Source organism: Lacinutrix iliipiscaria (genome assembly GCF_042686125.1).
Taxonomy (GTDB): Bacteria; Bacteroidota; Bacteroidia; order Flavobacteriales; family Flavobacteriaceae; genus Oceanihabitans; species Oceanihabitans iliipiscarium.
Map to the genome: position 1 here is coordinate 80,224 of NZ_JBHUOV010000001.1, position 26,876 is coordinate 107,099.

Genomic DNA, 26,876 nt, shown 5'->3' on the forward strand with positions numbered 1-26,876 from the left:
AATCACTAACGCGCTAATCAACCAAATTAGGATTCAACCATTTTCTGGCTTCTTCTTGTGATATATTTCGTCGTTTTGCATAATCTTTTAATTGATCTTCAGTAATTTTTCCTAAGCCAAAATACTTTGCTTCTGGATGGCCAAAATAATAGCCACTTACACTAGCTGCTGGCCACATGGCCAAACTATCGGTTAATTGTACACCTATGTTGTCTTCAACATTTAACAACTTCCAAATGGTGATTTTTTCTAAATGATCTGGACATGCTGGATAACCAGGTGCTGGACGAATCCCTTGGTAACTTTCTTTAATTAAATCGGCATTAGATAAATTTTCATTTTGATTATAACACCAATACTTAGTTCGGATTTCTTTATGCAGATATTCTGCAAAAGCTTCTGCTAAACGGTCAGCTAAAGCTTTAACCATGATAGCATTATAATCGTCGTGATGCGCTTCAAATTGCTCAGCCAATTCTTGTGTGCCAAATCCAGTAGACACACAAAAAGCACCAATATAATCTTGAATTTTCGAGTCTTTTGGTGCAATAAAATCAGATAACGCTAAGTTTGGTTTTCCCTCTGCTTTTTTAGACTGTTGACGCAGGGTTAAAAAGTTTAATTTGCTAGGCTTTACATCGACCTCAATATCATCGTTGTTTATTGTATTTGCTGGAAACAATCCGAAAACTGCTTTTGCTTTCAATAACTTTTCATCAAAAATACGTTTTAGCAATTCTTGAGCATCAGAAAACAGTTCGGTAGCTTGCTTTCCAACGACATCATCATTCAAAATTTCTGGATATTTACCATGTAAGTCCCAACTTCTAAAAAAAGGTGACCAATCAATATACGCTTCAAGTTGTGTGATATTAAAATCTTCAATTACTTGAATTCCTAGTTGTTTTGGCTTTATAATTTTTGAGGCTTTCCAGTCGATTTTGAATTTATTCTTTCTCGCCGCTTCAATAGAAACATATGTCTTATGTGTTCCTCGATCTAAAAACCGAGCTCTAAAGTTATCATACTCTGCTCTAATTTGATCTTTATACACCTGACTATCGTTTTGCAATAAATTTCCAACGACAGTCACTGCTCTAGAGGCATCATTTATATGCACTACAGTATTGCTATAATTTGGAGCAATTTTAACTGAAGTGTGTGCTCTTGACGTTGTTGCTCCTCCAATGATTAATGGAATATTTACATTTTGCTTTTCTAGTTCTTTAGACACATAAACCATTTCATCTAATGAAGGTGTGATTAGTCCACTTAAACCAATAATGTCGACATTTTCTTTTATCGCCATTTCAATTATTCGTTCTGGAGGAACCATAACTCCTAAATCGATAATTTCATAATTATTACAACCCAAAACCACACTCACAATATTCTTACCAATATCATGTACATCACCTTTTACGGTTGCCATTAAAATTTTACCTGCAAATTCTACTTTACCATCTTTTTCTGCTTCAATAAAAGGCTGAAGATAAGCCACTGCTTTTTTCATTACACGAGCAGATTTTACCACTTGCGGTAAAAACATTTTTCCACTGCCAAATAAATCACCAACCACATTCATACCATTCATTAAATGTCCTTCAATGACTTCAATAGGTTGTTTTGAGGCTAAACGAGCTTCTTCAACATCTTCAATAATGAACGTATCAATACCTTTTACCAAAGCATGTGTGATTCTATCCTGTAAAGACTCATTTCTCCATTCTTGAACTGTTACATTTTGTGCTTTCTTTTGACTTTTAACCGATTCGGCAAAATCTAATAATCGTTCTGTAGCATCTGCCCTTTTATCAAACAAAACATCTTCTACACGTGCTAATAAATCTTTATCGATTTCATCATAAACCTCGAGCATCGCTGGATTAACAATTCCCATGTTCATTCCATGTTTAATCGCATGATATAAAAACGAAGAATGCATCGCTTCACGAACTGTATCATTTCCTCGAAAAGAAAACGACACATTACTTACACCTCCAGAAACATTGGCATAAGGTAAGTTTTCCCGAATCCATTTGGTGGCATTAAAAAAGTCAAGGGCATTTTTTCTATGCTCATCCATACCAGTCGCAACTGGAAAAATATTGGGATCGAAAATGATATCCTGAGCCTTAAATTTGACTCGATTAACTAATATATCATAAGATCTTTTACAAATTTCAATACGTCTTTGGTAAGTATCTGCCTGACCTGTTTCATCAAAAGCCATAACGATAACTGCAGCGCCATAACGTTTTACCAATTGAGCCTGACGAATAAATTCGGCTTCACCTTCTTTTAAACTAATAGAATTTACTACACATTTACCTTGAGCGACTTGCAAACCAGCTTCTATAATGTCCCATTTAGAGCTATCAATCATTAATGGAATACGTGCTATATCAGGTTCTGAAGCAATAAGATTTAAGAACGTAGTCATAGCATAAACACCATCAAGCATGCCTTCATCCATATTAACATCTAAAATCTGTGCTCCACCTTCAACTTGATGTCTTGCCACTTCCAAGGCTTCGTTATAGTTTCCCTCTTTAATTAATCTTAAAAATTTTCTTGAACCAGTAACATTAGTCCGTTCACCAACATTTATAAAATTGCTTTCTGGAGTTACGACTAAAGGTTCTAGACCAGATAAGGTTAAATATTTTGTACTTCTATTACTCATAAGACTTCTTCTTTTATTGATCTTGGGCTATACTTCTGAGTGACTTCAGCTATGGCCTTTATATGATCTGGATTTGTACCACAGCAGCCTCCTATAATATTAATAAGTCCATCTTGTAAATACGATTCTATTAACGCCTGCATTTGTTTTGGTGTTTGATCATACTCACCAAAAGCATTTGGCAAACCAGCATTTGGATGTGCTGAGGTATAAAATTCTGTTTCATTAGATAATCGCTGTAAATATGGTTTAAGCTGTTCTGCGCCTAAAGCACAATTAAATCCAATACTTAATAAGGGAATGTGCGAAACAGAAGTTAAAAAAGCCTCAACGGTTTGTCCAGACAGAGTACGTCCAGAAGCATCAGTAATGGTTCCAGACACCATAATTGGAATATCTATTTTTCTTTCTTCCTTAACTTCTTCAATAGCAAATAAAGCTGCCTTTGCATTTAATGTGTCAAAAATTGTTTCAACTAATAAGATGTCAACTCCTCCATCAATTAAAGCTTCTACTTGCTGTTTATAAGCTCGACGTAATTCATTAAAAGTAATCGCTCGATATTCTGGTTTATTGACATCTGGCGATAAGCTTGCTGTTCTGTTTGTTGGCCCGATACTTCCTGCTACAAATCGTGGTTTATTAGGATTAAGCTTAGTAAACTTATTAGCAACGCGTTTAGCAATCTTAGCCGATTCATAATTTAGTTCGTAAACCAAATCTTCCATTTGGTAATCTGCCATCGCAATTGTAGTTCCAGAAAAGGTATTCGTTTCAACAATATCTGCTCCAGCTTCAAAATATTTTTCATGAACTTCAGCTATGGCTTCGGGTTGTGTAAGCGATAATAAATCGTTATTACCTTTTAAAGGAGTTGGATAGTCTTTAAAACGTTTACCACGAAAATCGGCTTCGGAAAAATTATAACGTTGCAACATGGTTCCCATGGCACCATCAAGAACAAGTATGTTTTTTTGAATAGCTTGATAAATATTTGACATCTTGATTGTATTATATCAAAATGCCATCAGGAAAGTAAAAAGGAAATTACTTTAGGTTATCTGCCAAATTAAATAAATAATCTGTAGAATGTAGCACCTTCTTTATAAATAAAGGGTTGCTAAGGCTTCACAGGGTCTAATCCCTCTACCTTTCATGATAACATTTCAATAAATGATTGAACTTAATTGACAACAATATTGCAACAGAAAAACTTAATATCCAAATTTCAAGCCTATTATTTTGAAAAAACTATAAAATGGCTTTTAAAAAAAGAAACCCATAATTTTTTAGGGTATAAAAATAAATATTCGTAAAAATCAAACCATGCACCCTATTTTTTTTAGGGTATAAACATTTTTGAGTAAATTTACATTGTATTTATATATAAACGATGAAAAAAATTGAAGCTATTATTCGCAAATCTAAATTTTCAGATGTAAAAGATGCTCTACATGATGTAGGCGTTAATTTCTTTTCGTATTGGGATGTTACAGGTTTAGGCAATGAAAAAGAAGGACATGTATACAGAGGTGTTTCATATAGCACAAGTGATATTCAACGAAGGTATTTATCAATAATAGTAAATGATGATTTTGAAGAGGTCACTATAAAAGCCATTTTAAAATCTGCTGCCACTGGCAAAGTTGGAGATGGAAAAATTATTGTATCTAACGTCGAAGAAGTTTATAGAATTCGAACTGGTGAAAATGGTGGAGAAACTTTAAATTAAAAAAACAATGGAAATCTTAACCTCAAATAATATTTGGATGATGGTGTGCACTGCACTTGTTTTTTTAATGCATCTTGGATTTGCATTCTTAGAAATAGGACTAACTAGGCAGAAAAATACGCTGAACATTTTATTTAAAAATATTTTTATAATCACTATTGGACTTTTATTATACTGTTTAATTGGTTTTAACTTAATGTATCCTGGTTTTGAAGAGGGCTCTTTCGGCATCATAGGGTTTTCTGGCTTTGGACTAGACGCACCTTTAAATAGTGAAGGTGTAATTGATTTAACTTATAATTCAGGATACACGTATTGGACTGAATTCTTATTTCAAGGTATGTTTGCAGCTACTGCAGCAACTATCGTTTCTGGTGCAGTTGCAGAACGCATGAAAATAAGCGCATTTATGATTTTCACCTTAGTTTATATTGGACTTATTTATCCTATTGCTGGGTCATGGAAATGGGGAGGAGGCTTTTTACACATGAGAGATGTTCCTTTTTATGATTTTGCGGGTTCAACTTTAGTGCATTCAGTCGGAGGCTGGGCCGCTTTAGTTACAGTTTGCTTACTTGGTGCTCGTATTGGAAAATACAAAGACGGCAAACCTCAAGCCATTCCAGGTCATAATATTCCATTAGCAACAGCTGGTGTGTTAATACTTTGGTTTGGTTGGTTTGGATTTAATGGAGGTTCTGTTTTATCTGCTGAACCTGGAGCAACATCTTTAGTATTAGTAACAACATCATTAGCAGCCTCAGCTGGAGGTATTGTATGTGTTTTGTTTTCTACATTAAAATATAAAAATTTTGATTTAACCATGTTTCTAAATGGCATCCTTGGTGGACTTGTAGCTATTACTGCAGGCGCAGATCAAATGAGTCCTTTAGACGCTATTTATATTGGAGGTATTGGAGGAATAATAATTGTATTTGCTGTATCATTTATTGATAAATTAAAACTTGACGATCCTGTTGGAGCTATTGCTGTTCATTTAATTTGTGGTATTTGGGGCACATTAGCTGTGGGACTTTTTGGAAACCTTGCTAGTTTATCTCAATTTATTAGTCAATTAATAGGCATATTAGCATATGCCGCCTTATGTATTATATCTTCATTTATAATTATTTATAGTCTAAAAAAGACTATAGGTATTCGTGTCACAAAAAAAGAAGAACTTGAAGGTTTAGACGCTCACGAACATGGCATGGTTGCTTACCCTGATTTTAGACTAAACGAGCACTAGTTTAACTTTTATAAACCGATTACAATAAATAGAACTAATTCTTTTCTATTTAGTTGTTTTCGTTTTTCAGAAACTATTGCTTTTTTTATCTACACAGATTTTCGTCATCACTATTTTATAGTAATAATATTATATGTACTTTTGAATCTGAAAAAATAAAGAGGAAAGATTTGACTGATTGCAACCTCACAAAAAAATGCTAAAGGACAGTTGTAAACTTCCTTCGACGCTTTCGTCAAATCACAATAACAATATTATAACATATACCTATGGCGTATTTATTTACTTCTGAAAGCGTATCAGAAGGACATCCAGATAAAGTAGCAGATCAAATTAGTGATGCTTTAATTGATCATTTCTTAGCTTTTGATAAAGACTCTAAAGTAGCTTGCGAAACTTTAGTAACTACAGGTCAAGTCGTTCTTGCTGGTGAAGTAAAATCTAACACGTATTTAGATGTTCAAAAAATAGCACGTGATACTATAAATAAAATTGGCTATACCAAAAGCGATTATATGTTTGATGGTAATTCTTGTGGTGTATTCTCTGCTATTCATGAGCAATCCGAAGATATTAATCGTGGTGTTGATCGCGAAAGCAAAGAACAACAAGGTGCTGGCGACCAAGGTATGATGTTTGGTTATGCGACTCGCGAAACTGAAAATTATATGCCTTTAGCTTTAGATTTAGCACACCGTATTTTAATTGAGCTTGCTGAATTAAGAAGAGAAAATAAAGAGATTACGTATTTACGACCAGACTCTAAAAGTCAGGTAACAATTGAATATAGTGATGATAATATCCCACAACGCATTGATGCTATTGTGGTCTCTACACAACATGACGATTTTGATAAAGATGACGCCATGTTAGCAAAAATTAGAAAAGATATTGTTGATATTTTAATTCCAAGAGTGGTCGCAAAACTACCAGAAAACATCCAAAATTTGTTTACTGATGATATTACTTATCATATTAACCCTACTGGAAAATTTGTTATTGGTGGACCTCATGGCGACACTGGACTTACAGGACGAAAAATTATAGTGGACACCTATGGTGGAAAAGGCGCGCATGGTGGAGGTGCTTTTAGCGGAAAAGACCCTAGTAAAGTGGATAGAAGTGCTGCTTACGCAACGCGTCATATTGCAAAAAACTTAGTCGCTGCTGGTGTTTGTGATGAAGTTTTAGTACAAGTTAGTTATGCTATTGGAGTAGTTGAACCTATGGGAATTTTTGTAGATACTTATGGCACCTGCCCTTTTAATATGACTGACGGAGAAATTGCACAAAAAGTATCAGACATTTTTGATATGCGACCAGCTTCTATTGAAGAACGTTTAAAATTACGCAATCCAATGTATAGTGAAACTGCTGCTTATGGTCACATGGGAAGACCAAGTGAAACAGTTAGTAAAACGTTTTCGCAACCTAATGGTGACGATTTAACTGTTGATGTGGAGTTATTTACTTGGGAAAAATTAGATTATGTTGACAAAGTTAAAGCCGCTTTTGGTCTTTAATATATTTGCTGCATAATATCATTAGACAGTTCTGTTGCAATAATATGATTGGTGATAATTTCATCAATTATGAATTGTGTTTTATCTGGAAAATCTAATTCTATTTTTTGAGTTTTGTGCATCCAATTCTCTACAAATTGAAGGTGCTTACGATTAAACTCTGGAAGCACATCAACGCCAATGCCTTTAAGCGAAGCGGCATTGTATAGCTGTTCATACTGTCCTTTCATAGGAATAACCAGTAGTTTTTTTCTAAGATATAAAGCCTCTGCTGGTGTTTCAAATCCTGCACCACAAATAACACCTTTACAATAAGCCAATCTTTTTTCAAATTGAGCTTCACCCACAGGTTTTATTTTAATATGATTAACCTTATAACTTTTCTTAGAATGTTTAGAAAAAACATACCATTTAGCATTTGTTTTTAATTTGGAAAGCACCTCAATAATATTTTTATCACTATAGGCTGGCAAGTAAATAACATAATAGTTTTTTTCTTTTACTTGTTGCATTCTTATATCTTTCCTTATTATTGGAAGATTAATATTCTTATCATATCGCTTAAAATGAAAACCATAATTGACGATGGTTGGCGCATAATTTCTTAAAATAAACTCACCTATACGATTTCTCTTTTCAGGCTTAGGTGATTGTTTAGACAGCAGCGCACTTTGGTGACTTAAAGCCACGCAATTTATATCTTGATTCAAATAACTTGCCCAAGCTGTAATAGGTTCAAAATCATTGATAATAAGATCATATGCTTTCACATTACAAGCTCTTATTTCTTTAATGATTCTAAAAAGATTATTCGCTCTTAAACTTTTCCAATAATCTATACCTCCATTTTTTCCAAAAACAAAACTAATTCCTGATAATTTATACTTTATTGGATATGGTAAATCAATATCACTTTGAGTACCACTAACTAGTATATCTACTTGAGCACGACTTAATAAAGCCGGAATGACTTCTTTAGCTCTACTTAAATGCCCATTGCCTGTTCCTTGTATCGCATATAATATTTTCATTGACTTTTCATGAGGTTAAATTCGGCCAAAAGCGCATTAAAAATTTCTTTATTTGACTTATCCGTTTCATCTATTTCCTTTTCATCTTTCATCTTGGCATCCTTATAATGAGCATCATTAAAGGTGTAAATAGACCATTTAGATTGATGATACTCCAGTGCAGTTAAGTTTTCAATCCAATCGCCAGAATTTAGATATAATGTTTGTCCAGAATTATTAGTATAGGTTTTAATAGTTGGCTGATGAATATGTCCGCAAACCACATAATCGAATTCATTCTCAATGGCGATATCGGCTGCTATTTGTTCAAAATTATTAATATACTTCACAGCGCCCTTAACACTATTTTTTATCTTTTTTGAAAGTGATATTCTTCCTTTTCCAAAAAATTGACTTACTGCATTTACCACTTGATTTAATCTAATAAGTACATCATAACCAACAGCACCTAATTTAGTTAGCCACTTTGAATGCTGCATCGTGACATCAAAGACATCTCCATGAAAAAACCATGCTTTTTTGCCGTCAAGATTAAGCACAACCTTGTTGACGATATGAAATGAATTGATATTAAACCCAACAAATTTTCTAAGCATTTCATCATGATTTCCAGTAATGTAGTAAACAGGAACTCCGTTAGTTATCCACGAAATAATATGCTTTATTATCTTCATGTGTGCTTTTGGCCAATACCGTTTTTTAAACTGCCATATATCAATAATATCGCCATTTAAAATAACTTTTTTAGGCTGAATGCTTTTTAAATATTTCAGTAATTCCTCTGCATGACAGCCATGTACTCCAAGGTGAACATCTGAAATAACTACTAATTCTACTTCGCGATGATTAGATTTGTTTTTGGGCATAACTTGAATTGAAAAAATTATAATGCAAGCTGCCTTATGTATTTAATTTAAAGGTTATTAAAGAGTTACGATTATATTATTATCACTTTTTTTAGATTAAGATAATGTAAACAAAAGCCTTCACCATTGTGAAGGCTTTTGTTTTTAGGATAATTTATAATATGACGCAACCTTTTTAACATTTCTGCATCTACTATAAAACAACTAACCCTCCAACACATGAAACATTTAAGAATTGCCTCACTTCTTTTAGTATTTATCCTTGCTCTAGGATGCAACAAAGATGATGACTCATCTCATACACCTACTGGTCAAGATCCAAATACATTTGTAGAAAACTTCGGCAATGAAATTACTAGAAACTTTCTAGGAACCGTAGTTGACAAGAATAGAAATCCAATAGAAAATGTAATTATTACTATTGGGAACTTAACCGCTCAAACAGATAGTAATGGTATTTTTATTATTCAAAACGCTCCAGTTTATGAACGCTTTGGATATGTGAAAGCCGAAAAAGCAGGTTACATATCTGGCTCTCGTGCTGTCGTACCTTCTTCTGGAACAAACAAAGTAACCATTATGTTATTAGATGCCACTGTGGTTGGCACCACCAATTCTGGGACTGCAGAAACCATTGCATTGACTAATGGTGCTTCTCTAGCATTAGGAGGTGATTATATTACCGAAGATGGCTTTGACTATTCTGGACCTGTGAATGTAATGATGCATCATTTAGACCCAACAGATGAAGACATGGCAGACCAAATGCCTGGTATGCTTTATGCCGCCAATGCTAATAATGAAGAACAAATGCTAATTACCTATGGCATGCTAGCTGTAGAATTAAGAGGAAGCGCAGGTGAATACTTAAATCTTGCGGAAGGCACAACGGCTGAAATTACCATGCCACTAGATGAGACTTTATTAGCAGATGCACCAAGCAGCATACCTCTTTGGTACTTTGATGAAACACATGGTTATTGGGTAGAAGAAGGCGAAGCCACTTTAGTTGGTAATGCCTATGCAGGCACGGTGTCTCATTTCTCGTTTTGGAACTGTGATATACCTACTGATGCTGTGAATTTATGTTTAACAGTAACTAATGATGAAGGAAATCCTTTAGCGAATTTATGGGTTGAAATTTCTAGTCCAATTTATGGTACACGAGGAAATTATACTAATGAAAATGGTGAAGTTTGCGGTTTAATCCCTGCCAATGAAATCTTATACGTTTCGATTTATAGTTGGCATCATTGTGAAACACTTATTATAAGCGAAAGTGCCATTGGTCCGTTTACATCAGACGCTTCTAATACTATTGTTTTGAATAGTAATACTCAAAACTTATCAGGGAATTTTATTAATTGCGATGGAAACCCTGTAGATAATGGTGTTTTAAGAATAATTATTGGCGATCAAATATATTTTGAATCTATTAATGATGGGTATTTTAATATTTCATTTGACTTGTGCGACAATGTTGATTTTTATACCATAGAAGCTATTGACCTTTATAATTCTCAAAGTTCTGGATTAATTACATATTATTACGAAACTGCCTCAACAAATATTGGTACCATTAGGGCTTGCGAGGATGTAGTTGAATATATTGAATATATAGTTGACGATATATTTACACAAACGTTTAATTCTCCAATGTATGTTGAATTTAAAGAGGATTTTTTAGCAGATGGTTCTTTTTTTCTAATTCAGTCTCAAACAGATAGTTGTTTTTTTATGGAGGGAATATTACCTCCACACCCTCCATTTGTAGGGTCCTATGACTCCGATTCACTACCCTTTAATTTTTATGTTAGCGAATGTTTTGACATCTCTGATACTAACAATAATATAAATTATAATTTAGTTAATTTAGGAGAAGTTGGTGATTATGTAGACATCAACTTTAGTGGTGATTATGAAGATAATGCAGGTAATCCACACACTATTTCTGGGGTTATTCATGTCCTTAGAGACTATTAAATTATGACAACTAAAAAGCCTTCACCATTGTGAAGGCTTTTGTTTGCGTTAAGGATTGAGCGATTTGTTTGAGCTCTTTTTATTCTAGATTCCGCATCGTTGTGCGGAATGACAAAAATAAAAAAGCGAGTCGTGAAAGCCTGACCAAGACCTAAGCTATCTTAGGTCTTGGTAACGCCCAAATGCTATAAATTATACTTCACACTCAACACCAAATAACGTGGTTGAATAAAGTACTCTCTGTTACTTACTGAGACGCTTCCTGTGTTACTCTGACTTAAACTTTCGGTATCTAATAAATTGGTCGCACCTAGTTTGTATTCCCATTTGCTATCAGTTTTTTGATAGATTAAAGAGGCATCCCAAAAACTATACGCGTTTAATGAGTCGTCTTGGTCTCTAAAGTCGTAATAGCTGTATTCTGTAAAGAATCTGAAGTCTTTTAAAATGACTGCATCTAAGTTTATAAATGGTCTGTGTGTGTAAAACTTTGTGGTTCTATTACCTTGGTCATTATCGTTTATCGTTAAGTCATAACCCATTTCTACGTTTGGTGCTTCTTTAAAAAAGGTGCTAATTCGTGTGCCATAAGTTTGAGTAAAACTTGTGTTTTCACTCACATTTCCGCCAATAAATTGATTGAATACAGACCAGCTCCAAGACCCTGAAAGATTCGCTTTTATTTTTCCGAAGCGACGCTCAAAACGCCCACGTGCTGAAAAAGATTCGTTAGCAAAATTTGAGTTGAAAGGTGATGATGTTGTAATAACACTATTGAAATTAGTTATATTTTGAATGGCATCTACACTTTTACTATAATTTAAAAAGGCAAATACATTCGTATAATTAAACATATTGAAACTAAAGTAAGATAAATTTAAATTATGTGATAATGAGTTTTCCAGCTCTCTGTTTCCAGAAAAAAGTGAGTTGTAATTATTCATCACTAAACCTTCGGCTAACTTACTTACGTCTGTAAAATTGGTTTGCATAGAATAACGCAAGTTTAAACTCTCGCTCTTTTTTATCTGAAATCTAATATTTGCATCTGGCAAGACTCTAAAAAAGCTGTTACTGTTGCTCGTTCCAAACTGCTCATCTTTTGTATTATAGGCATGTGCTGAAAATCCAGGAGTGATGGTAAATTTTCCAGCTTTTAAGTTATAATGCAATCCGAAATACGCGTCTGTAAATCTGTAAGACACATCATTTGTATTCGTGCCTTCTACAGGTGTTGGAAGAAACTCTGAATCGTCATCTAGTATTTGAAAGATTTGCGAATCGAATTGTTGGCTACTCGATACTAATCCTAGAGTATAGTTTAAATTACTTTTTTGATTTAATACATTCCAATAGTTTAAACGTGCATCAAATTTATTAGATTTTACACGCTTGTCTTGTGCAGCATCATAAGCCGATTGTGAATCATCAAACCCTAAGTTATCTGCAGTACTTTCGTAGGTTGCTTTTTGTTCGATAAATGCATTATAAAACGGATCTTCATCTTGAAGTAAGTGTTGCACTTCGAATGAAAAGATATTACTATCGTTCAGCGTGTAGTAATAATTCAGGTTTTGATTTATACTATATGGTGTTTGATCTTCAATTTGGTTAACTTGCCCTAAAACTGTTGAATTAAAAAAACGATTTTGAGTTTGTTTAGACAGTCTTCCGAAGATATCATAATCTAATTGATTGTTAGCGTTAGGCTTGTAAACAGTACTCAATTTTAATAACGCCAAATCTGATTTCTGTTCCGTGAAACTTGTTGTCGATTCATCAGGAATATTTAATTCATCATTAGTATAGGTTATATCGTTCGTTTCACGAATATCGGTTTCATTGCCTGAATAAATACCGAAACCACTAATCGTTAAAGCTTTATTTGGCGAGTAACTAAAATTAGCTGCTCCAAATTTGATGTCAATATTTTCTGCTCTATTATTCGTTGTATTCAAAAAATTTAAGCTGTTATCGCCTAAACTAATATTTGTTCCGCTACTTTGATTAAAGTTTCTAAAGCCTCCTGTAAAGTTAAAATAATCACGACGTGTAAAAGCGACTTCACCAGTGTTATTCATATCACCAATAAAATTAATGCTGGTTGTTGGACTATAATAAAACAATTTAGGCTGTACCTTATAGAGGCCTTCATCTGGTGCTACACCAGCGCCAACAGTAACATCTCCAAACCAAAATTTGTTCTTCCCTTCTTTAAGTTTCAGGTTAATGGCTACATTATCTTGATTGTTTGTGACACTACTTAATTGTCCGACTTCGCTAAAATTTTTGAGGACTTGTACTTTATCGACAGCATCAGAAGGAATATTTTTTGAGGCGAGTTTGGTATCTCCATCAAAGAAGTCTTTACCTTCCACCATGATTTTAGATACTTTTTTACCTTCAACTTCAATTTCGCCATCATCGTTAATTTCTACACCAGGAAGTTTTTTTAAGACATCTTCTAGTTTTTTCTCTGTTCCTGTTTTAAACGAATCTGCATTGTAAATTAAGGTATCGCCTTTAACGGTTACAGGCATTTCATAGATTAACTCAACCTCATCTAAAGTATTATCATCTAACAAATTATAATTTCTAGTTAAGTCTTCTTCTTTGGTATCAATATAATCTTCAGCAGTGACCATACCAATGTAACTGACTTGAATTTTATAACTTGTATTTTTCTCTAAAGCTAATTTGTAGCGTCCAGCATCGTTAGTTATTCCGTAAGAATCAAGTGCAAGGGTAGCTTGGTTTATGGCAACAACATTGGCAAGTTCTAAAGGATTACCAATACTATCTTTTACGACACCTTCTACTCTAACTTGAGCAAAGGTCGTGCTTACTACTATGAAGAATAGTAGGGTTAATAGGTTTTTCATTTGTTTAGATTGATTTTGTTTTTTTTAAATCGTTAGTTACATGAAGATTAACGTCCGCGTCCTCCGCGTCCTCCGCCTCTTCCTCCACGTCCACCATACATTTCACGCATTTCTTCCATTTTCTTTTTCACAGTTTCTGAATATTCTTCTCTAGTAACTTCTTTTCCTTTAGATGGCACTTTTATGTCTTCTTTTTCAGCAGGATTAAGAACAATTTTTGAACATAAAATTGTTGTTCTGTCTGCATTAATTTCTAGTATCAAACCAGGAAGTCCCCAATATTCACCTGGACCTTGGTTAACAGGAATTTGCATCGTGTACCAAGCTGTAACTTCAATTTCTTTTGGCACTTCAATTTCATCTAGCAAATTTGTACTTGCTGTTTGCGTTGTATCTGTTTTTTTCTCTGCTTGGTCTTTATTATCATCCTCTTTTTTATCGTCATCAGAACCACGTCTTCTCATACTTCTCCAATCATTTTGGTCTACAGGTTTCATTGCGGTGGCCTTCATACATGTGTATTGTCCGATTTGTTTGGTTTCTCCTGTTAATTTCCATGCTAGTTTAGGTAATGAATCTTTAATTAAGAATTGCTTTCCAAAAAACTCTTGCTCCTGTAACATTTGGTTGCTTTTTACATTCTTATATTGTTCTCCAGCAGTAAAACTTGACATCATTCCTCCAAACCCACGACCTTGTCCCGGAGCTTCTAACTGCTCTTCCTCTTTATAGGTTGACTCAGTTTTATTGAAGGTAAGAGTATAGCTTTTTTCAAGAAAACTTTTCATTCTGTCCATAATCATCTTCTTTCTTTCTGGGCTCATTTCACGTCCTCCAAAATTGTCCATATCCATGGTTGTTTTAGACTCGTAATAAGCAACTCCTTGAAAGTCTTGTTGCGCATATGTAAAAGCAGTTGTAAAAAGGGCTATACAGATTACAAATAATGTTTTAGATGGTTTCATGTTTTTAGTCTTAATTATTTTGATATTCAAAAATACAGTTATTAACTACTGTAAGACATAAAAAAAATCAAAACGTTTAAGGTTAAAACGTTAAAGTATTCTTAAAACATTACCCTCCAATTGTAATAAATACTTTATCTCCATCTTTTTTTCTAGACTCTAGGCGCTCCATCATTTCATCAGTTTTTTTATCCATAATCTCATCAAACTTTTTTTGCGAAACCACCTTTCCTTTATTTGGCGCTTTAATTTCTACAGGTTCTTTTGGATTCATTATAATTTTAGAACAAATTAAAGTTAAGTTTCCATCATTAATTTCTAGTATGAGACCTGGCAAACCATAATAATCTCCAGGACCATTATTTACTGGTATTTGAGGTGTGTACCAAGCCGTAGTAATGCGTTCTTCTTTAACGGTTTCAAGATTATTATCCACCATTTTTCGAGTTTCAACCTCTTCAGAAAATGTTGCTTTATAGCACGTGTATGCTCCAATGTTTTTAGTTTCATTGACTAATTTCCAAGCCCTATTAACTAAGCTATCTTTTATTAAAAATTGCTTTCCAAAAATTTCAGCTTCGTTAACGTATCTATTTTCTTTTACATTTTTATACATAATGTCTGAGCTGGATTCAAGTGTAATTTTAAATCCACCTGATGATGGTGCAGGAGCCGCTAACTTTTCATTTTCCCTATAAATAGATTCGTTTTTAGTAAAGGTTAAGGTATATTCTCTTTGCATCTGTTTTTGAATCTGCTCTTGAATTTGTTTTTGCATTTCAGCACTTTGATTGTCATCCATTTTTAATTCCACTTTTCGATATGATTTATATGTTGCAACGCCTTGAAAATCTTGAGCAAAAATGGATATTGAAAAAAGTAAAATAAAAAGGGATAAACTTTTCTGAATGGTCTTCATATTTAAAATTTTATGGATTATTACTCCGCAAAGATTAAAATTTACATCCTTTATTTAAGTTATCTAGTGTTAACGTGTGTTAAGCGATTGGTATATTACTGATGTAACGAGTACTTTTGACCTATGAATGAAAAAAAATATAATATTATTCTATATTTTATTACCATAATAATGCTACTAACAATAGTAGTACAATGCTATTGGAATTATAAAAACTACCTACAAAACAAACAACATTTTATCAATCAGGTTCAAATTAGTTTAGACAATGCATTAGAGGCGTATTATGCTAATCTTGCTGAAGCTAACCATATGACCTTTATTGATATTCCTTCAGACACACTTCATTTTGATAACAAGCTTAAGCTCTTAAATACAGACTCGCTTATTTTAACACTTCAAAATGATTACAAATCTGAGTTTGAGGACGATTTAAAAATTAAAGGCATTACTCAACTAATCGATTCTACAGGATACACCTATTCTAGCACTTCAGATAAGCTAACACAAATTAAAGTCATAAAAGGAAAAAAGGCTTCAGACAGTATTAAGCTATTAAAAGGAATTACTTCCATTTTCATTTCTATTCAAGATGATTCTTTAAATTTCTCTAAATTAAATCCACTCTTAAGCAACGAATTAAAACGGAAAAAATTTGACATTCCTTACGCCTTAAAACACTATAGAAATGATAGTTTAATAAATTCCTATAACCCACAAATTATTCAACCAGATTTTTTAAACACAACGTCTAAAACCAAATTTTTAAAGCAGAATGAGTCTTTAAGCCTCACTTATCCTAATGCCACTAAACTAATTTTAAGACAAGGTTTATCTGGCATTTTATTGTCTTTGCTTTTTACCTTTGCTATTATTTCTTGTCTGTTTTATTTATTAAAAACCATCAAACATCAAAAACAGTTAGCAGAGGTTAAAAATGATTTAATAAGCAACATAACACACGAGTTTAAAACACCTATTTCTACAATTGGTATTGCTCTTGAAAGCATTAAAGACTTTAAAGTTATTAATGACAAAGAAAAAACGAAGGACTACATAAACATGTCTACCAGCCAGCTTAACAAGCTTAATATCATGGTTGAAAAACTTCTAGAAACAGCCACTTTAGATAATAATGGACTAAAATTAGTAAAAGAGGATATTAATATTATAAGCCTCCTAAATACTATTATTGAAAAACATACAGCAACCCTTCATAACAAAACCATTAATTTTAAAACAGATTTAAAAAACTTAATGGCAAAAGTCGATGGCTTTCATTTTGAAAATGCCATTAATAATATTTTAGACAATGCTATAAAATATGGAGGTGATCTCATTACAATAAACCTCACTCAAAACAAGCATGCTTTTACGATATTAATTTCAGATAACGGAAATTCGCTCAATTCATCACATAAAGACAAAATATTTGAAAAATTTTATCGTGTTCCTAAAGGCAATATTCATGATATAAAAGGCTTTGGAATTGGATTATATTATACTAAGAAAATTATAGAAAAACACGACGGAACGATTCAATTAGAATTAAACCATAACCTTACAACATTTAAACTAAGTCTTCCTCATGAATAAGCCTATAACCATACTTTTAGCCGAAGACGAACCTGCTTTAGGTCAGATTATAAAGGAAAGTTTAGAAACGCGAAATTTTAAAGTGTTGCTTTGTAATAATGGCGAAATAGCTTACGAAAGCTATAAAAATGAAAACCCTGAGCTTTTAGTGCTTGATGTCATGATGCCTAAAAAAGATGGATTCACATTAGCCAAAGAAATCAGACGTGAAAACGACACGATACCAATTATATTTTTAACCGCTAAATCGCAAACACAAGATGTTGTTGAAGGCTTTACTATTGGTGGTAATGACTATTTAAAAAAGCCTTTTAGCATGGAAGAGCTTATTGTAAGAATTCACAATTTAATTCATCGTACGCATGTTCAAAAAACATCTAAAGTATTTCATTTAGGGCATTATAATTTTAATTTCCCAAAACAGACGCTTCAATTCAAAACAGAAAATCCTATACAGTTGACCCATCGTGAGGCGCATTTATTATTTCATTTAATAACCAATAAAAATGAAGTTTTAGATCGTTCTTTAATCCTTAAAAAACTTTGGGGAAATGACGATTTCTTTAATGCCAGAAGTATGGATGTATTTATTAGTAAACTTCGTAAAAAACTAAAGCAAGACACTTCGATACAAATTATAAATGTTCGTGGTTTTGGTTATAAATTAATTTGCTAAAAGTGGTTTGATTTTTGTACTTTTCAAACTACAATGAAAAACTACCTGTATTTATTTTTATTCCTATCGTCTAGCGTATTCTGTCAACATACGTTTGAAGTTGTTTTAATAGAACAAACGAATCCTAAAATTCAATCTATTGTAGATATTGATGATTTTGGGATATACTACTTTATTCAAGATCATGTTTTTTATAAAAAAGACGCTAGCAAAACCACTAATTACAGTAATGTGCAATTAGGTGAAATGACTTCTGCCAATGCTTTTAACCCTTTAAAGATTAATGTTTTTTATAAAGATTTTAATACCGCAATTATTTTAGATAACCGATTAGCTGAAATATTTAAAATAGACTTTAACACTGTCAAACCATACAAAAGTGTCTCACACATCTCAACTGGAAATGATAATGCAATATGGATTTTTAATCAAGATACAAGACAGTTAGAATTATATGATTATAAGTCAAATAAAACAAGAGCAACAACGCTTCCTGCGCAAACCAACATACTCGATTTAAAAAGTAACTTTAATTTTTGTTGGCTCCTTACAGAAAGCTATCTATACAAATACAATTACTTTGGAAGTTTAACACTTAAAATCAAAAACGAAGGTTTTACAGCAATAGAAGAAGACAATGGTAATCTCATTCTAAAAAAAGAAAACGAACTGTTTTATTTAAAAAAAGGAGAAGACTCAATTGCAAAAATCACAACACCAGAATTGTTAATAAATCAGTTTTTACTAACCAACGAAACCTTGTATATTTACAGCAATGAAACCCTTTCTAAATTCCAATTAAAAATCAAATAACTTATGCACGTTGCCATAGCAGGAAATATTGGTGCTGGTAAAACTACCTTAACAAAATTACTCGCCAAACATTATAAATGGGAAGCACAACTTGAAGATGTCGTTGACAATCCGTATTTAGACGATTTTTACAATCAAATGGAACGTTGGAGTTTTAATTTACAAGTCTATTTCTTAAATAGCAGATTCCGTCAAGTCGCTCAAATAAGAGAAAGCGGAAAAGATATTATTCAAGACCGAACCATATACGAAGATGCACATATCTTCGCGCCCAACTTGCATGCAATGGGTTTAATGACTAATCGTGATTTTGAAAACTATAAATCACTGTTTGACCTTATGGAATCATTTGTTCAAGGTCCAGATTTACTCATTTATTTAAGGAGCTCTATTTCTAACTTGGTCTCTCAAATTCACAAACGAGGACGAGATTACGAAAACTCGATTAGTATCGATTATTTAAGCCGATTAAACGAACGCTACGAAGCTTGGATCTCTGGTTACGATAAAGGGAAATTACTTATTATCGATGTCGAACCCTTAGATTTTGTGGCTAATCCTGAAGATTTAGGAAATATTATTAATAAAATTGACGCGCAAATAAACGGTTTATTTTAATTTAATTTGGGCGTTTTTACTTCCAGTAAAACGCGCTTTCAGCAGTCGCTCTTTTCAAGGAGCTTCAACAAAGCTTCAATCGCTAACGCAAATAAAAAAACCACGCTAAAAGCGTGGTTTTTTTATTAAGAAATATCTAATTTTAGTTATTCAATAACCTCTTTTACTTTAACAATAACACCATCTCCTAAATCGTCAACTTTCTTTTTAACTTCTTCAAAAGAACCTTTAAAAATTTCAGATTTAGTATCTTCAATTCCGTCAGTAATTGTTACTGTTTTCACTGTTGCTTTAGCAGAACCATCAACATATTTTTCAATAGCAGCTTTAGTAATCACTTGGTTATGCTCATCAGTGATTATTTTTTCAACACTAATCTCATTAGTCATAGCCATACCATCTTCAGTATGTCCACCTAAGATAGGCGCAATAACCAATCCAATTAAACAGGTTAATTTAATTAAGATATTCATTGAAGGTCCAGACGTATCTTTAAACGGATCTCCAACAGTATCTCCAGTTACAGCAGCTTTATGAGCATCAGAACCTTTATACGTCATTTCACCATTAATCTCAACACCAGCTTCAAATGATTTTTTAGCATTATCCCATGCACCACCAGCATTATTTTGGAAGATCGCCCAAAGCACACCAGAAACAGTAACACCAGCCATATAACCTCCAAGCATTTCTGCAATAGCCATATGATTCATTCCAAATAACATAGGACCAAAAGCAATAACTAAAGGAAAACCTATAGTTAATAAACCTGGTAACATCATTTCTTTTAAAGAAGCTTTAGTCGAAATAGCGACACATTTATCGTATTCAGGCTTTCCAGTACCTTCCATAATCCCTGGAATATCTCTAAACTGACGACGCACTTCTTCTACCATCTCCATAGCAGCTTTACCAACCGCGTTCATTGCTAATGCAGAGAATACTACTGGCACCATACCACCAACAAATAACATAGCAAGTACTGGCGCTTTAAAAATATTAATTCCATCAATTCCTGTAAACGTTACATAGGCTGCAAATAAAGCTAACGACGTTAATGCTGCAGAAGCAATAGCAAATCCTTTTCCAGTTGCAGCAGTTGTATTTCCAACAGAATCTAATATATCTGTGCGTTCTCTTACGATAGGCTCTTGTTCACTCATTTCAGCAATACCACCAGCATTATCAGAGATTGGTCCAAAAGCATCAATAGCTAACTGCATTGCAGTAGTAGCCATCATTGCAGAAGCCGCTAAAGCCACACCATAAAATCCAGCAAATGCATAAGATGCCCAAATGGCTCCAGCAAATAATAACACTGAAGGGAACGTAGAAATCATACCAGTTGCTAAACCTGCGATAATGTTTGTTCCAGCTCCTGTAGAAGATTGTTGTACAATATTTAATATTGGCTTTTTACCTAAACCAGTATAGTATTCAGTAACAGAAGAAATAACTGCTCCTACGAATAAACCAACCAAGGTCGCATAAAACACTCTCATTGAAGAGATTTCAACTAAACCTTCGCCAAAGAAATTCATTTTCATAGTTTCAGGAAGCATGTATATACACAATCCAAAACAAGACGCAGCAACTAGCGCAATTGATGTCCAGTTACCAATGTTTAAAGCGCCCATTACTTGAGCTTCTTTAGCGTCGTTATTTTTTATTTTCACTAACATGGTACCAATTACAGAAATAATAATTCCTGCACCTGCAATTGCCATTGGTAATAAGATTGGGCCTATACCGCCAAAAGCATCAGAGATTGCGCCTCCCATATCTTTAATCACATAGTTTCCTAATACCATTGCAGCAAGTACTGTTGCAACATAAGATCCAAATAAATCCGCTCCCATTCCAGCAACATCTCCAACATTATCCCCAACGTTATCTGCAATAGTTGCAGGATTACGAGGGTCATCTTCAGGAATACCAGCTTCAACTTTACCAACTAAATCGGCTCCAACATCTGCAGCTTTAGTATAAATACCACCACCAACACGAGCAAATAATGCAATAGATTCAGCACCTAAAGAGAACCCAGCAAGTGTTTCAAGCACTATCGTCATATCCATAGTGTTGGTCCATGTCCCTTCCATAAATACATGAAAGAAAATAATAAAGAATGCTGTTAGCCCTAATACTGCTAAACCAGCAACACCTAGTCCCATTACAGTTCCACCACCAAAAGATATTTTTAAAGCATTTGGCAAACTTGTTCGCGCAGCTTGAGTTGTTCTTACATTTGTTTTGGTTGCAATTTTCATCCCGATGTTTCCAGCAAATGCTGAAAAAACAGCACCAAAAATAAAGGCAACTACAATTAACCAATGCGTTGTTGGCACAACAAAAGACACTATAGCTAGTAATACACTTACTATGATAACAAACACTGCTAACAATCTGTATTCAGCATTTAAGAACGCTAAAGCACCTTCATAAATGTGATCTGAAATTTCTTTCATTTTACCATCTCCAGCATCTTGTTTCATTACCCAAGATTTCTTTACAAGCATGTAAATTAATCCTAAAAGTGCCAAAGCGATTGGCATATAAATCATCATTGATTCCATATTATAATATTTGATTAGTTTTTAACGAAGGCAAAAGTAACAAAATCCTCTAGAATAGAAAAGCTCTTGCAGAGGTATCTACGAGAGCTATGACTATTCATGAGTTAAAACTAGAATTTATATGGTAAAATGGCCAGCTTTTTTATGCTCGCTAGTTTGGTAACGCTCAACACATTTATTTAAAATATCGTAAGCTTCTTCTGCATTTCCCCAACCGCCTACATCTACTTTCTTTTTCTCTAAATCTTTATAGACTTGAAAGAAGTGAGTGATTTCCTTTATCCTATGTGGATTTAAATCTTGTATATCATTATAACTGTTCCAAATTGGATCTGTAACTGGTACACAAATTAATTTTTCGTCAGGTCCTTTTTCATCTGCCATATGAAAAACACCAATAGGCTTCACTTCCATAACACACATTGGAAAAGTAGGCTCTGTTCCCATTACTAAGACATCTAAAGGGTCGCCATCTAACGCTAAAGTTTCTGGAATAAAACCATAATCTCCTGGATACATCATTGAAGAAAATAACATGCGATCGAATCGAATTTTGTTTAGTTCAAAATCGTATTCGTATTTGTTTCTACTCCCTTTTGGGATCTCTATTAAAACATCAAAAGTTAACTTTCCTTTTGGACTCATATCTTCCTATTTTTTGGGTGGCAAAAGTACTGAATCATTTATGTTTTGACAACAAAAACACTTTTGATTTTAAAATAAAAGCATTAACTTGTTATTTCCTAACTATTAAATACCATAATAATACCATGTTTAACTTATATCGAGTTATTATACTAAGTGCGCTCCTTTTTCCCTTAAATCTCCTAGCACAAGACAAAGACTGCTGTTCTTCAGAAAAGGAATTAGAATCTGTACTTTCAGGATATTGGAAAATTAAAGATGATGATTCTAAAAGTTTATACCATTATTGGTTTAAAAACAATCGTGGTAATGTTGAAACGGTCCAGACTACTGGGACTGTAGGCCAATTTATTCCAGTTGAAAATTCACATTCTTATACTTATATAAAAAAGGTAAATGATTCGTTTGTTTTAGAATACATTTATAGGTATGGAAACTGGACGTCAGTTATAAAACAAATTGATGAAAACAATTTAGTTTTAGAAACAAATGGGGAAATCACCAAATATTATAAGATAAAGTATTAGAAATTAAACCCAAAACTTCCCGTAATACCAAATTTTCGAGCATCTGGATTTTCGAGGTAATTCCCTCTAAAGTTAAAATCTATTCGAAACACTTTAAAAATATTACCAATACCAAAACTGTACTCGTAATACATCTTATCGTTTGGAGCATTTAATGGGATATTATAAGGATTCGTTGTTGTATTTAAAGCTCTATTCTCTTCAGAGAGTTCTCCCCAAGCCGTTCTAAAACCAATAATTTCACGCCAATTTAATTTACGTAAAAGTGGGATTCTCGAAAACAACCTTCCGTTAAAGTTATGCTCTAAATGTAATGAAGCATAGGTATCTGTAACAAATTCGTAATAATTTAGCTGTGAAAAATTGTTAAATACTGAAAAATACGATTGATTTCCAGGGACAACACTTAAAAGTGACAATGGTACTTCTCCAAAGGTTTTACCAATTTCAATTGATGAATATAAACGTCCGAAACCTCCTAATTGCCATGGTTGAAAATAAGAGCCTTGCAATCGTGTGTAATCAAAATCACTATCAAATACTCCTTTATCAGCTCGAGTAAACTGCGCAAATATTCTAGCAAAGTCATCATTAGCTTCGCGACGTTCTACACCAAACCCTGTCATTTTTCGTTTTGGAAAATAAGAAATCGATAAGGCACTTTCAAATTGCTTTATTTCAGAGGCTATACCATTAGGAGTATTATAGTCTAAGCTAAATTTTGATGATGCAGATTCTAAAGTCCTATAATTTCCACTCACTCGGAACACCACATTTCTTACAGGTTCTAGCTCAATAGCTAAGCTACTTAAATTTATAGAGGTTAACTTATCGTTAGGCGCTGTATTAAATAAAGATGTTGTTGCTAAAGAACGTCCTAATATATCTGTAGAAGCCGTTAAACTTGCACCAATTTGCTCAACATCTCGCCTATTACCTACAGAAATAATAAGTCGATTTTTTTTATCGAGCAACCATTTTCCTGAAACACCGTATTTTACTTTATCATCTTTAAAACCATACGCCAAATAGCCTTCAATACGCCATAAATCATTTTGCCCAAAATAGGTTCGTCCTCCAGTTCTCAAACGGACTCCTTCTACATCATTAAACCCAAAAGACTTAAAAATAGGACCATAGTCTAAATTTAAACTCGGAAACTCAATATAACCTGAGGCTAAAATACTTCCAATGTTATAAAGTCGTTTAAACTTTTTAACCGTTTTTAAAGTATCTAGCATTTTATAAACGCCTTTTTCGTCTTTACTTAAAGCTTCCATTCGGTTATTTTCCCAAAAGTCATCTTCGCGGTTATAAATATCTTTATCATAATTATAAACCTCTTGTCCATAAAACTTTTCGTCTTTGGGAATGTCAAATTCATAATTATCATATAATGTTGTACGCTTTCCGTAAACACCACGTGATTTCTCCTTTTTATTAAAGGCAAAATCAGACATAAAGTAGTCGCGTTTCATTAAGAATAACGAGTCATTTAAGACCTCAAATTCTTGTTCTATATAAATTTCTTTAACCCAATTTATATTCGCGCTTTTAGATGCCTGCATGTTAATTTCTTTGATTGCATACGTTGTATCTGCAACCCAAAAATCACCTTTAAAGGTCAATTCATTTTTTCTTCTTGGATAATAAATAATATTATAACACCATTTATTGTCAATATATGTACTATCTGATAATACATAATTGTAAGTATTAATTCCTGTTCTAGAAATAGGACTTACAAAGCTTTTATCAAAAAATTTCAGATAATTATCATAGATATCAAACTCAGAGTATAGGTCATTTATAAAATCGATAATGACTTGATTATCGCTAAAACCTGAGTTTTTATTTCCTTTTAAATCCTCTTTTTCTTTATTCAGAATATTGTCGCCATAGACTTTAGTAACAGCTTCATTTATAAAAATAGGTAAATATGTTTTTCCTGTAACGCTAGACGTATCGACTTCATTGAAGACAAACTCCATCCCTCTAAATAATTTACTTTTAATGAGTGAGCTGTCTATAGTATTTAAATCAAACTCTACCTTTTCATATTTATCAAACTGATATTGCTTAAATTGCCTTAAACCATTCTTTCGTTTATGTTCCCAAACTTTTTTAAGAATAGCTATAGCAGGGTTTTCTGATTCTTTTTTAGATTGCTTACCTGTAACGATAACTACTTCATCAAGTGAGCCAGTCTCTTCTTTTAAAACAAACTCCAGATCGTAATTTACTCGTTTTTCAAGAGGAATATCTATAGTTGCATAACCTATAAAGGAAACTAAAACAGCTTCCCAAGTAGTGTCGGACTCTAGGTAAAATCTTCCGTTTTCATCAGTTATTGTACCTTCAGAAGAATTTTTAAATACCACATTAGCAAAGGCAATGGGTTCATCATATTCATCTAAAACATGACCACTAACTTTTGTTTGCGCTGTAACGGAAAGTAATCCGAAAAAAAACAGTATTAGACTTAGTTTATATTGCATAATAAGAAAACTTCATCAACAATGTTGCCAATGAAGTTTATATAACGAAAATAAAATTTATTTATTTGTACATCACTTTCTTAACAGCTTTAATAACATCCTCGCTATTAGGCAGCCATTCAGCTAGTAAAACTGGTGAATAAGGTGCAGGAGTATCTGCTGTATTTATTTTTACAATTGGTGCATCTAAATAATCAAATGCTTGTGCTTGTACTTGATAAGTAATTTCTGTAGCTACATTTCCAAAAGGCCACGCTTCTTCTAAAATAACTAATCGATTTGTTTTTTTAACAGAATTTAAAATCGTGTCATGATCCATAGGTCTTACTGTACGCAAATCTATGATTTCACAAGATATACCTTCTTTCTCTAATTCATCGGCAGCTTTATAAGCTTCTTTTATAATTTTTCCAAAAGACACAATAGTAACATCTGATCCTTCACGTTTTACATCTGCAACACCAATAGGAACAACATATTCGCCTTCTGGTACTTCCCCTTTATCGCCATACATTTGTTCACTTTCCATAAAAATTACAGGATCATCATCACGAATAGCTGCTTTTAATAATCCTTTAGCATCATAAGGGTTTGATGGTACAATAACTTTTAAACCTGGTGTATTGGCATACCAACTCTCAAAAGCTTGTGAATGCGTTGCACCTAACTGCCCAGCAGACGCTGTTGGCCCACGAAAAACAATAGGACATTTAAACTGTCCGCCAGACATTTGTCTGATTTTTGCAGCATTATTAATAATTTGATCAATTCCAACTAGAGAGAAATTAAAGGTCATAAACTCAACAATTGGTCTATTTCCGGTCATGGTAGAACCTACTGCAATACCAGCAAACCCAAGCTCTGCAATTGGTGTGTCTATAACGCGTTTTGCACCAAATTCATCTAACATTCCTTTACTTGCTTTGTAAGCACCATTATATTCAGCAACTTCTTCTCCCATTAAATATATGGATTCATCTCTGCGCATTTCTTCGCTCATGGCCTCACAAACGGCTTCTCTAAATTGAATTGTTTTCATTTTACTTTATTTATCAAGTGAACAAAAATAGCAATAAAAGAAAAATAATCTC

General features: G+C 33.3%; 20 protein-coding genes and 1 riboswitch. Of the genes, 9 read left to right on the forward strand and 11 right to left on the reverse strand.

Features of this window, described 5'->3' with window-relative positions:
• Positions 1-13: 13 nt before the first annotated feature.
• Positions 14-2,686, reverse strand: a complete 2,673-nt coding sequence (gene metH, locus ACFS5M_RS00385) for a methionine synthase (RefSeq protein ID WP_183484195.1) — start codon at positions 2,684-2,686, stop codon at positions 14-16.
• Positions 2,683-3,687 (reverse strand): homocysteine S-methyltransferase family protein, encoded by a 1,005-nt coding sequence (locus tag ACFS5M_RS00390; protein WP_183484198.1) that lies wholly within the window; start codon positions 3,685-3,687, stop codon positions 2,683-2,685. Before ACFS5M_RS00390 ends, metH begins: the two co-directional genes overlap by 4 nt.
• Positions 3,688-3,740: 53 nt before the next feature.
• A riboswitch (SAM riboswitch) is annotated at positions 3,741-3,851 on the reverse strand.
• A 228-nt stretch (positions 3,852-4,079) separates the two neighbouring features.
• Here ACFS5M_RS00390 and ACFS5M_RS00395 point away from each other — a divergent pair.
• The 3 genes from ACFS5M_RS00395 to metK all read left to right on the forward strand — a co-directional run bounded on the left by ACFS5M_RS00395 (position 4,080) and on the right by metK (position 7,190).
• Positions 4,080-4,418: a P-II family nitrogen regulator gene (locus ACFS5M_RS00395; RefSeq protein WP_183484201.1), complete on the forward strand. Its 339-nt coding sequence runs from the start codon at positions 4,080-4,082 to the stop codon at positions 4,416-4,418.
• A 7-nt stretch (positions 4,419-4,425) separates the two neighbouring features.
• Positions 4,426-5,667 carry an ammonium transporter gene (locus ACFS5M_RS00400; protein WP_183484204.1) on the forward strand — a complete coding sequence of 414 codons (1,242 nt, stop codon included), beginning with the start codon at positions 4,426-4,428 and terminating at the stop codon, positions 5,665-5,667.
• A 269-nt stretch (positions 5,668-5,936) separates the two neighbouring features.
• Positions 5,937-7,190: a methionine adenosyltransferase gene (gene metK / locus ACFS5M_RS00405; protein WP_183484207.1), complete on the forward strand. Its 1,254-nt coding sequence runs from the start codon at positions 5,937-5,939 to the stop codon at positions 7,188-7,190.
• Here the strand turns inward: metK and ACFS5M_RS00410 are convergent.
• Entirely contained in the window at positions 7,187-8,221 is a 1,035-nt protein-coding gene (locus tag ACFS5M_RS00410; RefSeq protein WP_183484210.1) for a glycosyltransferase family protein, read from the reverse strand. The genes metK and ACFS5M_RS00410 overlap by 4 nt on opposite strands.
• A complete protein-coding gene (locus ACFS5M_RS00415; RefSeq protein ID WP_183484213.1) occupies positions 8,218-9,087 on the reverse strand; it encodes a UDP-2,3-diacylglucosamine diphosphatase in 870 nt (289 codons plus the stop codon). The genes ACFS5M_RS00410 and ACFS5M_RS00415 overlap by 4 nt, the downstream gene beginning before the upstream one ends.
• Before the next feature lie 219 nt (positions 9,088-9,306).
• Between ACFS5M_RS00415 and ACFS5M_RS00420 the strand changes: the two genes are divergently transcribed.
• On the forward strand, positions 9,307-11,070 hold the full coding sequence (locus ACFS5M_RS00420) for a carboxypeptidase-like regulatory domain-containing protein (RefSeq protein WP_183484216.1): 1,764 nt from the start codon (positions 9,307-9,309) through the stop codon (positions 11,068-11,070).
• 185 nt (positions 11,071-11,255) lie between these two features.
• Here ACFS5M_RS00420 and ACFS5M_RS00425 read toward each other — a convergent pair whose 3' ends face one another.
• From ACFS5M_RS00425 to ACFS5M_RS00435, 3 genes are all read right to left on the reverse strand, one after another.
• Positions 11,256-13,952, reverse strand: a complete 2,697-nt coding sequence (locus ACFS5M_RS00425) for a carboxypeptidase regulatory-like domain-containing protein (RefSeq protein ID WP_183484218.1) — start codon at positions 13,950-13,952, stop codon at positions 11,256-11,258.
• A 47-nt stretch (positions 13,953-13,999) separates the two neighbouring features.
• A complete protein-coding gene (locus ACFS5M_RS00430; RefSeq protein WP_183484221.1) occupies positions 14,000-14,917 on the reverse strand; it encodes a GLPGLI family protein in 918 nt (305 codons plus the stop codon).
• A gap of 109 nt (positions 14,918-15,026) precedes the next feature.
• Entirely contained in the window at positions 15,027-15,836 is an 810-nt protein-coding gene (locus tag ACFS5M_RS00435; RefSeq protein WP_183484224.1) for a GLPGLI family protein, read from the reverse strand.
• Positions 15,837-16,007: 171 nt separating this feature from the next.
• Here ACFS5M_RS00435 and ACFS5M_RS00440 point away from each other — a divergent pair, with 171 nt between their 5' ends.
• Genes ACFS5M_RS00440 through ACFS5M_RS00455 form a run of 4 tightly spaced genes read left to right on the forward strand, consistent with a single transcriptional unit; the run spans position 16,008 to position 19,539 of the window.
• Positions 16,008-17,432 (forward strand): sensor histidine kinase, encoded by a 1,425-nt coding sequence (locus ACFS5M_RS00440; RefSeq protein WP_379897579.1) that lies wholly within the window; start codon positions 16,008-16,010, stop codon positions 17,430-17,432.
• A complete protein-coding gene (locus tag ACFS5M_RS00445; RefSeq protein WP_183484230.1) occupies positions 17,425-18,108 on the forward strand; it encodes a response regulator transcription factor in 684 nt (227 codons plus the stop codon). The genes ACFS5M_RS00440 and ACFS5M_RS00445 overlap by 8 nt, the downstream gene beginning before the upstream one ends.
• Before the next feature lie 33 nt (positions 18,109-18,141).
• Entirely contained in the window at positions 18,142-18,921 is a 780-nt protein-coding gene (locus ACFS5M_RS00450) for a hypothetical protein (RefSeq protein WP_183484233.1), read from the forward strand.
• A 3-nt stretch (positions 18,922-18,924) separates the two neighbouring features.
• A complete protein-coding gene (locus tag ACFS5M_RS00455) occupies positions 18,925-19,539 on the forward strand; it encodes a deoxynucleoside kinase (RefSeq protein ID WP_183484236.1) in 615 nt (204 codons plus the stop codon).
• 146 nt (positions 19,540-19,685) lie between these two features.
• Here the strand turns inward: ACFS5M_RS00455 and ACFS5M_RS00460 are convergent, their stop codons facing one another.
• Both ACFS5M_RS00460 and ACFS5M_RS00465 read right to left on the reverse strand, forming a co-directional pair.
• Positions 19,686-22,115, reverse strand: a complete 2,430-nt coding sequence (locus ACFS5M_RS00460; RefSeq protein ID WP_183484239.1) for a sodium-translocating pyrophosphatase — start codon at positions 22,113-22,115, stop codon at positions 19,686-19,688.
• Between the two features lie 117 nt (positions 22,116-22,232).
• A complete protein-coding gene (locus tag ACFS5M_RS00465; protein WP_183484242.1) occupies positions 22,233-22,760 on the reverse strand; it encodes an inorganic diphosphatase in 528 nt (175 codons plus the stop codon).
• 125 nt (positions 22,761-22,885) lie between these two features.
• Here ACFS5M_RS00465 and ACFS5M_RS00470 point away from each other — a divergent pair, with 125 nt between their 5' ends.
• Positions 22,886-23,287 (forward strand): hypothetical protein, encoded by a 402-nt coding sequence (locus ACFS5M_RS00470; protein ID WP_183484245.1) that lies wholly within the window; start codon positions 22,886-22,888, stop codon positions 23,285-23,287.
• On the opposite strand, the gene ACFS5M_RS00475 is transcribed toward ACFS5M_RS00470, so the two are convergent.
• On the reverse strand, positions 23,284-25,785 hold the full coding sequence (locus tag ACFS5M_RS00475; protein ID WP_183484247.1) for a DUF5686 and carboxypeptidase-like regulatory domain-containing protein: 2,502 nt from the start codon (positions 25,783-25,785) through the stop codon (positions 23,284-23,286). The two genes, ACFS5M_RS00470 and ACFS5M_RS00475, sit on opposite strands and share 4 nt — an antisense overlap.
• 61 nt (positions 25,786-25,846) lie before the next feature.
• Positions 25,847-26,824, reverse strand: a complete 978-nt coding sequence (locus ACFS5M_RS00480; protein WP_183484249.1) for a pyruvate dehydrogenase complex E1 component subunit beta — start codon at positions 26,822-26,824, stop codon at positions 25,847-25,849.
• Positions 26,825-26,876: the final 52 nt, after the last annotated feature.